This window comes from Idiomarina abyssalis, from assembly GCF_900116625.1.
In the GTDB taxonomy this organism is placed as follows: Bacteria; Pseudomonadota; Gammaproteobacteria; order Enterobacterales; family Alteromonadaceae; genus Idiomarina; species Idiomarina abyssalis.
In genome coordinates, this window is sequence record NZ_FPBE01000001.1 from 99,341 (window position 1) to 112,018 (window position 12,678).

Annotated in this window: 12 protein-coding genes; 10 read left to right on the forward strand and 2 right to left on the reverse strand. The window is 45.9% G+C overall.

The features are described from left to right. Window positions 1-26 precede the first annotated feature (26 nt). From fabV to BM359_RS00560, 10 genes are all read left to right on the forward strand, one after another. The gene (gene fabV / locus BM359_RS00515; RefSeq protein WP_054486907.1) at window positions 27-1,205 is read left to right on the forward strand and encodes an enoyl-ACP reductase FabV; all 1,179 of its coding nucleotides are present in this window, start codon (window positions 27-29) and stop codon (window positions 1,203-1,205) included. 175 nt (window positions 1,206-1,380) lie between these two features. Next, window positions 1,381-2,721 carry a Na(+)-translocating NADH-quinone reductase subunit A gene (locus tag BM359_RS00520; RefSeq protein WP_054486909.1) on the forward strand — a complete coding sequence of 447 codons (1,341 nt, stop codon included), beginning with the start codon at window positions 1,381-1,383 and terminating at the stop codon, window positions 2,719-2,721. A gap of 3 nt (window positions 2,722-2,724) precedes the next feature. After that, a complete protein-coding gene (locus BM359_RS00525; RefSeq protein WP_054486911.1) occupies window positions 2,725-3,927 on the forward strand; it encodes an NADH:ubiquinone reductase (Na(+)-transporting) subunit B in 1,203 nt (400 codons plus the stop codon). Continuing rightward, entirely contained in the window at window positions 3,920-4,696 is a 777-nt protein-coding gene (locus BM359_RS00530; protein WP_054486913.1) for a Na(+)-translocating NADH-quinone reductase subunit C, read from the forward strand. The genes BM359_RS00525 and BM359_RS00530 overlap by 8 nt, the downstream gene beginning before the upstream one ends. Next, window positions 4,689-5,321 (forward strand): NADH:ubiquinone reductase (Na(+)-transporting) subunit D, encoded by a 633-nt coding sequence (locus BM359_RS00535; RefSeq protein ID WP_054486915.1) that lies wholly within the window; start codon window positions 4,689-4,691, stop codon window positions 5,319-5,321. The genes BM359_RS00530 and BM359_RS00535 overlap by 8 nt, the downstream gene beginning before the upstream one ends. Window positions 5,322-5,326: 5 nt before the next feature. Continuing rightward, window positions 5,327-5,935, forward strand: coding sequence for an NADH:ubiquinone reductase (Na(+)-transporting) subunit E (gene nqrE / locus BM359_RS00540; RefSeq protein ID WP_054488475.1), 609 nt, complete (start codon window positions 5,327-5,329; stop codon window positions 5,933-5,935). A gap of 37 nt (window positions 5,936-5,972) precedes the next feature. Continuing rightward, complete coding sequence (nqrF, locus tag BM359_RS00545; protein ID WP_054486917.1) at window positions 5,973-7,199, forward strand: NADH:ubiquinone reductase (Na(+)-transporting) subunit F; 1,227 nt, start codon at window positions 5,973-5,975, stop codon at window positions 7,197-7,199. Window positions 7,200-7,202: 3 nt separating this feature from the next. After that, window positions 7,203-8,234 carry an FAD:protein FMN transferase gene (locus BM359_RS00550; protein WP_054486919.1) on the forward strand — a complete coding sequence of 344 codons (1,032 nt, stop codon included), beginning with the start codon at window positions 7,203-7,205 and terminating at the stop codon, window positions 8,232-8,234. A gap of 8 nt (window positions 8,235-8,242) precedes the next feature. Further along, window positions 8,243-8,455, forward strand: a complete 213-nt coding sequence (nqrM, locus tag BM359_RS00555) for a (Na+)-NQR maturation NqrM (protein ID WP_054486921.1) — start codon at window positions 8,243-8,245, stop codon at window positions 8,453-8,455. 56 nt (window positions 8,456-8,511) lie between these two features. Beyond that, on the forward strand, window positions 8,512-10,629 hold the full coding sequence (locus tag BM359_RS00560; RefSeq protein ID WP_054486923.1) for an aminotransferase class V-fold PLP-dependent enzyme: 2,118 nt from the start codon (window positions 8,512-8,514) through the stop codon (window positions 10,627-10,629). 7 nt (window positions 10,630-10,636) lie between these two features. Here BM359_RS00560 and BM359_RS00565 read toward each other — a convergent pair whose 3' ends face one another. Together BM359_RS00565 and BM359_RS00570 are read right to left on the reverse strand one after the other, a co-directional pair. Beyond that, the gene (locus BM359_RS00565; RefSeq protein WP_054486925.1) at window positions 10,637-11,707 is read right to left on the reverse strand and encodes a WD40/YVTN/BNR-like repeat-containing protein; all 1,071 of its coding nucleotides are present in this window, start codon (window positions 11,705-11,707) and stop codon (window positions 10,637-10,639) included. 81 nt (window positions 11,708-11,788) lie between these two features. Continuing rightward, window positions 11,789-12,541, reverse strand: coding sequence for a YciK family oxidoreductase (locus BM359_RS00570; protein ID WP_054486927.1), 753 nt, complete (start codon window positions 12,539-12,541; stop codon window positions 11,789-11,791). Window positions 12,542-12,678 lie beyond the last annotated feature (137 nt).

Here is a 12,678-nt window from a genome sequence, read left to right on the forward strand (position 1 = left end):
AATGCGAACAACAGGGATACATCACTATGATCATTAAGCCAAAAATTCGCGGTTTTATCTGTACTAATGCTCACCCGGTGGGCTGTGCTGAAAACGTTAAACGTCAAATCGAATTTGTCCGTAACCAACCTCCTATTTCCAATGGCCCTAAAAATGTTTTAGTCATAGGCTGTTCAACAGGTTACGGGCTTGCGTCAAGAATTACCGCTGCGTTCGGCAGTGACGCCCATACACTGGGTGTGTGTTTTGAGAAAGAACCCACTGAAAAGAGAACAGCAACAGCAGGCTGGTACAATACCGCGGCTTTTCATCAGCAAGCGGATAAAGCCGGCTTAGCTTTCCATTCTATTAATGGCGATGCTTTTTCTGACGAAATTAAGCAGGAAAGTCTCGATTACATTAAACAAAACATGGGTAAAATAGACCTCGTGGTTTATAGCTTGGCGTCACCTAAGCGTAAAGACCCCGAAAGCGGCGAAGTCTATAGCTCCGTATTAAAGCCAATTGGCAAACAGTACACCACCAAAACTTACAACACCGATAAAGATCAGGTGCATGAAGTGACACTTGACCCTGCGACCGATGACGATATCGCGAATACCGTTAAGGTAATGGGTGGTGAAGACTGGGAACGTTGGATTAAAGCCTTGCACGACGCCGATGTGTTAGCTAAAGACTGCCAAACAACGGCTTACACCTATATTGGTAAAAAGCTGACGCTTCCAATTTATGGTCATGCGACTATCGGCCGGGCTAAAGAAGATCTTGACCGCGCTGCTTCAGAGCTGGTTTCTGAACACGATGACCTAAACCTGAAAGCTTATGTCTCCTCATTGAAGGCACTTGTTACTCAGGCAAGTTCTGCTATTCCGGTAATGCCTCTTTATATCTCTTTAATTTATAAAGTAATGAAAGAAGAGGGCACGCACGAAGGCTGCATTGAACAAATTTATCGGCTATTCACAGAAGGTCTTTATAACAGCAACCCAGAGTTAGATGATGCTGGCCGCCTGCATATGGATGGTTATGAAACCAACGATAAAACTCAGGCTAAGGTCGAGGCGCTTTGGGAACAGGTAACGCAGGACAATTTCCATCAACTTGCTGATTATGAAGGCTACCATCAGGACTTCTTACATTTATTCGGTTTTGGCTTCGATAATGTTGATTACGATGCTGATATTGATCCAAAAGTAAACTGGTAAGCGTTGTGGGAAAAATGCTAAAATCCCACCGATAAGTGTGGAAAATATTTCAGGTTGCCGATAACAAGCACCCCTGGAGGGGGCTGCTTGTGTCGGTAACTATTTGATTATTCAGGTTTCCAGTCTTAGTGACTGGTTGTGATGAATCTTCCCTTAACGAGTAGTGCAAACGCATATGATTACGATCAAGAAAGGGCTGGACATCCCTATCAAAGGGACGCCCCAGCAAAAACTATCCGACGGTAAGGCTGTGACGACGGTCGCTACCCTAGGTGAAGAGTACGTGGGTATGCGCCCAACCATGCACGTGAAAGTCGGTGATCAAGTTAAAAAAGGTCAGTTGATTTTCGAGGATAAGAAAAACCCTGGTGTCAAATACACAGCCCCTGGTGCTGGTGTAGTTAAAGACATCCTGCGTGGTGAGCGTCGAGTACTGCAGGCCGTTGTTATCGAATTGGAAGGTGATGATAAAGTCACTTTTGATAAGTTTGATAGCGATAAACTTAACTCATTAGGTCGTGAAAAAGTTCAGGACATTTTGGTTGAGTCGGGTCAGTGGACTGCGCTTCGCACCCGTCCTTACAGTAAGACCCCGGCATTAGACGCAGAAGCAAGCGCTATCTTCGTTAATGCAATGGACACCAACCCACTAACGGGTGACCCGACTTTATTTATCAACGAAGAAAAACAGGCTTTTATTGATGGTTTGAACGTATTGTCAAACCTGACTGAAGGCAAGTTGTTCGTTTGTAAATCGGGTGATGCGGAAGTCGACACTGGCAACGCTGATGTCACTTTAGAGTCCTTTTCTGGTCCTCACCCTGCAGGTTTAGTTGGTACTCATATACATTTCTTGCAGCCTGCGAGCATTAAACGTCCTGTATGGCACATTGGTTATCAAGACGTCATTGCATACGGTAAATTATTTACCACAGGTGAAGTTTTTACTGACCGCGCAGTGGCAGTTGCTGGTGAAGGTGTTAAAGAACCTCGCTTGGTTCGTACCCGCTTAGGTGCAAACCTGCATGAGTTGACCGACGGTGAGCTTAATGGCGACAACTTGAGAATTATTTCAGGCTCAGTTTTGCATGGGCATACTGCAGATGATGATCATGCCTGGTTAGGTCGGTTCCATAATCAAGTCAGCGTAATTCCTGAAGGTAATTATAAAGAGTTTCTGGGCTGGATACGTCCTGGCTCCGATTTGCACTCGGTTACCCGCGCATACGCAGGACACTTCAATCCGAAAAAACTTTTCAGCATGACGACATCGCTGAATGGTTCTTCGCGTTCAATGGTACCTATTGGAAATTACGAACGAGTAATGCCACTAGATATTCTGCCAACATTGCTATTGCGTGATCTGCTATCAGGAGACACTGATGAAGGTCAGCAGTTAGGTTGTCTGGAGTTGGACGAAGAAGATCTCGCATTGTGCACTTATGTTTGCCCTGGGAAATATGAATATGGCCCGGTGCTGCGTGACTGTCTCACTAAGATTGAGAAAGAAGGCTAACCCATGAGCTTGAAAGACACTCTCGAGCGTATTGAACCGCACTTCGAAGAAGGCGGTAAATACGAGAAGTGGTACGCGCTTTATGAAGCCGTAGCCACTGTTTTGTACACACCTGGTACCGTGACTAAGTCGGCTACGCACGTTCGTGACCGTATCGACCTTAAGCGCATTATGATTTTGGTGTGGATGATGACCTTCCCGGCCATGTTCTGGGGTATGTATAACGTTGGTAACCAGGCTGCTATGGCCTTGGTTAATGGCTATGAACTCGCTGATATCTGGCAGGTTGGCTTGTTCCACCTGTTTGGTGGCGAGTTGGGGGCTGACTCTGGCTGGATAGCCAAAATGTGGTATGGCGCCTGTTTCTACCTGCCAATTTATGCGGTGACCTTTATTGTCGGTGGTTTCTGGGAAGTATTGTTTGCGTCAATTCGTAAGCACGAAGTTAACGAAGGTTTCTTTGTTACTTCGGTTTTATTCTCATTGATTCTACCGGCAACAACGCCGCTATGGCAGGTTGCTCTGGGTATCACTTTTGGTGTCGTTATTGGTAAGGAAATTTTCGGCGGAACTGGCCGTAACTTCCTTAACCCGGCGCTAACAGGTCGTGCATTTTTATACTTTGCTTACCCTGCAAGCATGTCTGGTGACTCAATCTGGACCGCAGTTGATGGCTTCTCAGGTGCGACTAATCTGGGTAAAGCGGCTCTGGGTGAAATGGATTACGGTAACACCCAGCTTTGGTGGGATGCGTTCTTAGGAAACATCCAGGGCTCAGTAGGCGAAGTTTCGACACTGCTAATTTTGATTGGCGGTTTAGCATTAATTTATTTCCGTATAGCCTCCTGGCGTATCGTGTTGGGTACTTTTGTCGGTATGGTTCTGTTCTCCGGATTATTGAACCTGATTGGCAGCGAAACTAACCCAATGTTCGCGATGCCTTGGTATTGGCACTTAGTATTGGGTGGTTTTGCCTTTGCGATGATGTTTATGGCAACTGACCCGGTTTCTGCGTCCTTTACTAATAAAGGGAAGTTCGCGTACGGCTTGTTGATTGGTTTTATGACGGTCATGATCCGTGTTATTAACCCGGCATTCCCGGAAGGCATCATGTTGGCCATTTTGTTTGCTAACGTATTTGCACCGTTATTTGACCATTTTGTAGCACAGGCAAATATCAAACGGAGGTTAGCGCGTAATGGCTAAGAAAAATGAGAGTTTAGGCAAGACCGTTGGTGTCGTGCTAGCGCTTTGCCTGGTTTGTTCAATTGTTGTTTCTGGTGCTGCTATTGGTCTGAAGCCAATGCAGGAAAAGAACGCTGCTCTTGATATGCAGAAAAACGTTCTGGATGCTGCCGGTATTCTAAAAACCGATACTGATATCGTTGAAACTTATAATCAGCGCATTGACACTATGGTTGTCAGCCTTGAAGATTTAAGTGTGAAAGATGATGTTGACCCCACATCGTTCAGTAATCGTAAAGCAGCTGGTGACCCTGAAACTAGCACTAAGCTTGAGAAAAAGAACGATCCTGCAGGCATCGGAACGCGTGAAGACTTAACACAAATATATTTGGTTAAGAGTGAATCTGGTGAAACAACAGGTCTGGTGTTGCATATACGTGGCCAGGGTTTGTGGGGAACCATGTACGGACTGCTGGCGCTAGAAGACGACTTTGACACTGTTAAAGGTGTTAATTTCTATGAACACGCGGAAACACCAGGACTAGGTGGCGAAATTACGAATCCTAACTGGGTTAAATCTTGGGAAGGTAAAGAAGTTTACGGTGAGGACGGTAACGTTCAGTTTGAAGTAGTAAAAGGTGGCGCTAGCGATAAGCACGAAGTTGATGCTTTATCGGGTGCAACCTTGACTAGTAATGGTGTGGAATACCTAATTCAATTCTGGATGGGCGAAAATGGTTACGGTCCATTACTCAAGAAACTTCGTGAGGGAGAGTTGAACAATGGCTAATGTAAAAGAAATGAAGTCCGTTTTATTCGGACCGATATTTGCCAACAACCCCATCGCACTGCAGATTCTTGGTATCTGTTCTGCATTGGCTGTAACATCGAAAATGAGCAACACCCTGGTTATGTGTATTGCACTAACCGCGGTTGTCGCATGCTCAAACTTGTTTATTTCGATTATCCGTAACCACATTCCGTCAAGCGTTCGTATCATTGTTCAAATGACGATTATCGCAAGTTTGGTAATTGTGGTAGACCAAGTACTCAAGGCATACGCCTACTCAATTTCGAAAGAGTTATCGGTGTTTGTTGGCTTGATCATTACTAACTGTATCGTTATGGGCCGCGCTGAGGCTTACGCGATGAAGAGCACACCGTTTATGTCGTTATTAGACGGTATTGGTAATGGTTTAGGTTACTCTATCGTGTTACTTGTGGTTGGTTTTGTGCGTGAACTCTTTGGTTCAGGTAGCTTGTTCGATGTGCAGATTTTACCTCTGGCATCACAAGGTGGTTGGTTCGAGCCTGTTGGGCTTCTGCTAATGCCTCCAAGCGCCTTCTTTATCATTGGTGGTTTCATTTGGGTACTACGTACCTTCCGCACTGAACAAGTTGAACCTAAGGAGTAATGGTCATGGAACAATATATCAACCTGTTCATCCGCGCAGTTTTTATTGAAAACCTGGCGTTGTCATTCTTCTTAGGTATGTGTACTTTTCTGGCAGTATCTAAGAAAGTTAAGACAGCATTCGGTCTGGGGGTTGCGGTTATTGTGGTCTTGGGTATTTCGGTACCGGTAAACAATATTATTTACCACAATATCCTAGCGCCCGGGGCCCTGGATTGGGCCGGTTTCCCTGATGCGGATCTAAGCTTTTTGAAGTTTTTGACCTTCATCGGTGTTATCGCGGCGTTGGTGCAAATTCTGGAAATGACGCTGGATAAATACGTGCCCGCACTTTACAACGCGCTGGGTATATTCCTGCCCCTGATAACTGTTAACTGCGCTATCTTCGGTGGCGTAGCCTTTATGGTCGAGCGTGACTATAACTTTGGTGAATCAGTCGTGTTCGGAATTGGCAGTGGTGTTGGCTGGGCTTTAGCAATTGTTGCTTTGGCTGCAGTACGCGAAAAACTGAAATATGCAGATGTACCTGATGGCTTACGTGGCTTAGGTATTACTTTTATTTCAGTGGGTCTGATTGGTTTGGGCTTTATGTCGTTCTCCGGCGTATCCTTATAACCAGTGTGTTGAATCGGTAAAAGAAAGGTACGAATCGATGCAAGAGATATATCTCGGTGTAGGGATGTTTACTGTCATCGTACTGGTTTTGGTTGCGATTATCATGTTCGCAAAATCAAAATTGGTACCTCAAGGTGACGTGGAAATCCTGATTAATGACGACGAAGACAAAAAGATCGTGACCCAACCTGGAACGAAACTTCTGGGTGCTTTGGCAAACGCAGGTATTTTCGTGTCGTCTGCTTGTGGTGGCGGTGGTTCATGTGGCCAATGTCGCGTTACTGTTAAAGAGGGTGGCGGTGATATTCTGCCAACAGAGCTTGACCATATTACTAAGCGTGAGGCTCGCGAAGGCTGCCGTCTTTCATGTCAGGTTAACGTTAAACAGGACATGAAAATTGAATTACCAGAAGAAGTCTTCGGTATTCGTAAGTGGGACTGTACGGTTAAATCGAATGATAACGTAGCCACTTTCATTAAAGAGTTCATTGTTCAGTTGCCGGAAGGCGAAGAAGTACCATTCCGTGCGGGCGGCTTTATTCAAATTGAAGCTCCGCCTCATCATGTGAAGTACAAAGACTTTGATATTTCTGAAGAATATCACGCTGACTGGGACCGTTTTGGTTTCTTTGATGTTGAGTCTAAGGTTGACGAAGAAGTTGTACGTGCTTACTCAATGGCGAACTACCCAGATGAGAAAGGCATTATTATGCTGAACGTTCGCATAGCAACGCCGCCGCCGAACGACTTAAGTCTGCCAGCGGGTAAAATGTCATCGTACATTTTTAGTCTGAAACCGGGCGATAAAGTCACTATTTCTGGTCCATTTGGCGAGTTCTTTGCTAAAGAAACAGAGGCAGAAATGGTCTTCGTTGGTGGTGGTGCTGGTATGGCGCCAATGCGTTCGCATCTTTTTGATCAACTGCGTCGCCTGAAGACTGATCGCAAGATTTCATTCTGGTACGGTGCGCGTTCGAAGAAAGAAATGTTCTATGTTGAAGACTTCGATATGCTGGCCGAAGAGAATGACAACTTTGACTGGCACGTGGCCTTGTCTGACCCTCAGCCGGAAGATAACTGGGAAGGCGATACTGGCTTTATTCATAATGTTCTTTATGAGCGTTATCTTAAAGATCATGATGCGCCGGAAGACTGCGAGTTCTACATGTGTGGACCTCCGGTCATGAACGCTGCCGTTATCAATTTGTTGAAAGACTTAGGCGTCGAAGACGAAAACATTATGCTGGATGACTTTGGTGGTTAATCCATGATGTTCCTGAAAGTATCGAACGCTAAAATTTGGCTAGCCCTTATGGGGCTGGCCTTTTTAGTTTCTTGCTCAGATGCACCAGAAAAAATTGCATTTAGCGGCGAAACAATGGGAACAACTTACAGTGTTACGCTATACACTAAAGATCCCAGACACAATCAAGAAGAGATTAAGCGTAAAGTTGATATTGTGCTGGAACGTGTAAACGCCCAAATGTCGACTTACGACCCGAATTCTGAACTGTCTCAATTTAATCAATTTGAAAGTACTGAGCCGGTAGTTATTAGCCGTGAGCTTGAGCGAGTGGTGACTCGTGCTTTAGAAATTGCAGAGCAAACCGAGGGGGCTCTCGATATAACGGTTGGGCCCTTAGTTAACCTTTGGGGCTTTGGTCCTCAGGCGAGGCCGGAAGAAGAGCCGTCTGACAAAGAACTACAGAACGTTCGTGAAAAAACAGGTTACCAGAAGCTACGTGTTGAAAACCATCAACTGATAAAAGACAACCCCGAGATGTATGTCGATTTATCAACAATAGCAAAGGGCTATGGTGTTGACCGAGTTGGCCATTTACTCGATCAGCTGCGGATAAAGCAGTACCTTGTGGAAATTGGTGGTGAAGTTCTTACCAAAGGCGGTAAGCCTGATGAAGCGTCCTGGCGGCTGGCTGTAGAAAAACCGGTTTCTACGGAACGAGCCGTGCAACGTGTTGTCCAATTTAAAGACGGCGCGTTGGCAACATCCGGTGATTACCGAAACTACTATGAAGAAGACGGGCGTCGCTATTCACATATTATTGATCCGGCGACAGGCTACCCAATACAGCATAATCTAGTTTCGGCATCGGTTTATACCGACGATACGATGTCTGCTGATGCTTATGCAACGGCTTTACTGGTTATGGGAACCGATAAAGCAAAAGCATTTGCACGGAAACAGAATTTAGCAGTCATGCTCATCTATAAAACAGAAGAGGGTTTTAATGAGTATATCAGCGACGCATTCAAGCCGTTGTTGAGCGAGCAGGAGTAGGAGTTTTAATGCAAACCTTTATAATGGTATTCGCTTTGTTTGTAATCGTTGTACTGGCGATGGCCATTGGTTATATGGTGCAACGAAAAACAATTTCTGGCAGCTGTGGTGGCATTGGTGCATTAGGCATGGAAAAGGCCTGTGACTGTGACAACCCTTGCGAGAAACGCAAAGAGAGAATGAAGAAAGAAGAAATCTGGAAGGAAAATCAGATTCATTGACCCTTTTAGTAAAAAAGGTTATAAACATATAACTTTTTGGTAAGTAGGAGGGTGGCATGAAACCAATCGATATTCAGACAAATGCAAATGAGCTTTATCTGGATTGTAACGCCACCACTCCTGTACTTCCTGAAATTATTGAAGCGGTATCCCATACCATGGAAACCGTTTTCGGTAACCCATCAAGTAGCCATATTACTGGCCTGAAAGCACGATATATTCTGGATACAACTCGTCAGCTAGCGCGAAAGACTGTTGGTTTAACCTCCGGTCGGCTTATTTTTACCAGCGGGGCTACAGAAGGGATACAAACCGCGGTTGTGTCCGCAATATACGCCGCGATGCAAGCCGAGCCTGGCAATAGAAAAACGCTGTTACTTTACGGTGCCACTGAGCACAAGGCTGTGCCGCAGGCGCTGGAGCATTGGAACAAGCTTTTAGGGTTAAATGCGCAATTGGTTGCTATTCCTGTGAATAGACAGGGGGTGTTAGACACTCAGTTTATTGCTCAGCACGCAAAAGATGCAGCAATGATATGTACCATGGCGGTAAATAATGAAACCGGAGTTGTGCAGGACCTTGAGCAATTAGAAAAGGTTATCCGTCAGCACAACCCGAATGTTCCCTGGATGGTCGACTGTGTTCAGGCATTAGGTAAGAAGGCGTTGAACCTGGATGCTACCACCATTGATTATGCGCCTTTTAGTGGTCATAAATTGTATGGGCCAAAAGGCATAGGATTTATGGCGGTCAGAGACGCAGCGCCTTATACACCCCTGATAATTGGTGGTGGGCAGGAGTCAGGGCAACGCTCAGGAACAGAGAATTTACCGGGAATTGCGGCGTTGAATGCGTTGTTTGAGTTAATGCAGGACGAGAGTAATAACCGTTTTCAGAACGATGATACTCTGCAGAGTTACCGAAACCAGCTGGTTGATGCCCTAAGCACAGCTTTTCCTTCGATTGTATTTAATCATGACTTAGACATTTCAGTGCCGACCACACTGAACTTCTCGGTAGAAGGTGTTGCGTCTCGCGATATTATGGATGTTTTTGATGCCTGCCAGATAAGAGTGAGCTCGGGCTCGGCTTGTAGCTCAAAGGTGACAAAAAGCTTTGTGCTGGACGCCATGGGGCTAGAAGAATGGCGCAGTGGTTCGGCTATCCGATTATCTTTTGGGCCTGCCACTCAACAGGAAGAAATTAATGAAGCCTGTGTTCGAATCCAGCAGGCTGCGGATGCGTTAAGAAATTCCTGCCTGATTGTAGCGGATACAAACAACGATAATGACGCTCAACTCGATGGCGTAGTTCAACTCAAATACGATGATCACTGTTGTTATCTGATTATTGATCGCGAGGCCAGGGAAATTGCAGTCGTTGATCCACATCCCGCATTAGCTGGGCGAATTGAGAATATTGTCAGCTGCCAGCATTACCGTGTGAAAGCTGTTGTCTGTTCAGCTGCAGATTCAGTAATGAGTCAGTCAATTGAGTTGCTGTTGCCAATACTCATACCGTCTCAGTCTATTGATGAATATGATGTATTCGGCTGGCCTAAAGCCGCTACCGGACTGTGTGATGTGGCTCCTGTGGAATGCGAAGACAGCGTTATAGGCTGTATTAGTATCGGTGAACGCAGGTTGTTCCGTGTCGGCACGCGTAATCCGGTTTATGTTCTGAGCGAATCGGCGACACTTAAAGCTTTGGTTCATTCTGACTTTTTATTTACTGGTGCGGAAGCGTCCCCTCAAGCTTACGAAGGCTTCATCGGTGAAAATACACTGATTTGTCCCGGACGCGACCCTGAGCATCACCTTGTTTACACACCTTGTGAATTAAGTGGTGACTGTCGTGTTGACGATGGCGTTAATATTCCTATTGGGGATACCGACGAGTTTTGGCATCGAAAAGATCTTGTCATTGTTGATGTTCGGGAACGGCAAGAACACGTGTTAACGGACTTGCCCTGCTGTGCAGAGGTCATTAATGTCCCGCTTACCGAAGTTGCTCAGTTCATACACAGCAACCCTCATTTGCGTGAGCGCGACATTATCTGTTTGTGTCGTTCAGGAAACAGAAGCCAGGTTGTGGCTAACGTATTGAAGCGACATGGCTTTAATAGCCGTCATTTACTAGGTGGCCTGGCTCTGCTTGGAGCGCCGGCGGCATAAGATCGCTTTAGAGCTTTGTGCGTTCTTGCGGCGCCTGCCACTGCAAGCGACCAACATATCCGTCTTTACCGACCAGCCAGCAACTGATGTCGTCGTGGCACTGGATGTTCCAGATATTGGAATCAGACAGTTTAAACCACTCGTTGTTGTCCAGGTTAAGGGCAGCAGCACCCTGAGGGTTAGAGGTCAGTAGCCAGGAGCCGTTGTGATCAATCAGGCTTAAGCTATAAAGTGCCCCGTTTATTGGTGGTTCCGACAGAGCAGTAAATTCTTCATTTTGATAATGCCACAAGCGATCTTCGTTGCTGGAAGCATCGTTTAAGTCACCACCGGCAATGTAAAAAGTTTTCTCATTAACTGGCCACACGCTGGTGATACCGGCCATTGGGCCCGCCTGCATTGGTGTTTCTACTACTCGGAAGCGAATTCCGAAGGAACCTTTAATCAATACTCTGGCTTTATCGGCGTTACCGGTTGCTATCATCCAGTTGTCATTATTAAACCGTGCGCAACTGCCACTTGACGCGAAACCACCTTCATTTGACTGAGGTGGCTCAGATACAGCGCTGCGTACTTGCATCCAGTTACGACCGTCGGCACTACGAACCATGCGCCACTCGTCACCAACGCTGTCGCCATGAACCCAGGCTTCACCACTGGGCGAAAGCGCCATACAATTAAAGAAGCTGTCTGATTCGCCGCGGTAACGTAAACGCCAGCTATTGCCACCATTGTCAGTGTAATAGATGCGGGATTGACCACCATTACCGACACTGAGCGCATAGGCACGGCGATCATCTATTGCTTCAATATCTCTGAAATCAAGGTCTTCGGGGCCCGGCTGAAAATATTGCCAGCTTTTACCCGAGTCCGTGGTTCTGGCTACAGTTCCCTTTTCACCGGAAAGCCATATTGTATTGCGGCTTACAGGGCTGACGCCCACCCAATGTTGTTGTCGAACATTATCAAATATCTCTATTTCCGGCGGTTGAGCTACCGCCGGAATACTTAATAATGCGCTGAAGGGCAAAGCAAGCTTGAGTACATTTATGGCTTGCTGCTGTAGCTTCGATGTCATAGACGTGACCTAATTAATTATGCATGTTATTGAGTGTAACACGTTTCTTTTTAACCGATACGTCAGTTCAAAGCCTTCAGTTCACTGAGCATCAAAACACAGTCCGTTATCGGAAATGCTGTCGTCACCCATTAAATATAAATAAGTTGGCATTAGGTCTGCTGGTGTTTTTAATGACTTAGGATCTTCCGCCGGGTAGGCTTTAGAGCGCATCGAGGTGCGCGTGGCACCCGGGTTAATTACATTGGTCCGTAGCTTGGTACCTTCGTATTCGTCAGCAATAACTTGTGCCATACCCTCGGTTGCAAACTTACTGACTGAATAAGCGCCCCAGAAGGCACGACCTTTTCTGCCGACACCCGAAGAAGTAAAGACTAACGATGCACTGGACGACTTTTCCATTACCGGAATAAGTGCCTTTGTCATGGCAAATTGGCCGGTAACATTCACTTGCATGATGTCGTCCCAGCTGTCTTTTTCAATATGCGTAAAAGGTGACAAGATACCCAGCAGGCCAGCATTATGCAGTACACCGTCTAATTTACCGAACTGATCCGCTATAGTTGCTGCCATATCGCGATAGTGATTTTCCGTTGCGCCTTTTAAATCCAGAGGAATAATTGCCGGTTGCGGACTTTCCTGAGCAATAATTTCATCGTAAACCGCTTCTAATTTACTGACCGTGCGGCCAAGTAAAATAACCGAAGCGCCGTGTTTGGCAAAGCTTAGAGCCGCCTGACGGCCAATGCCGTCACCGGCACCAGTAACTAAAATCACTTTATTTTTCAAAAGCTCAGGACTTGCCTGATAATCATGTACGGTTTTAATTTCCATAACAGTTTCTTAATACCATTGGACTGTGGTCGGGTGAGTAGGCTATTGTAACGATAATCGAGTAACTTCTCAGCAAACGAACGAAAAATCGGTAAAAAGCCTTTCATCTTAATTCATACAGGTGTATAAAAATCGTT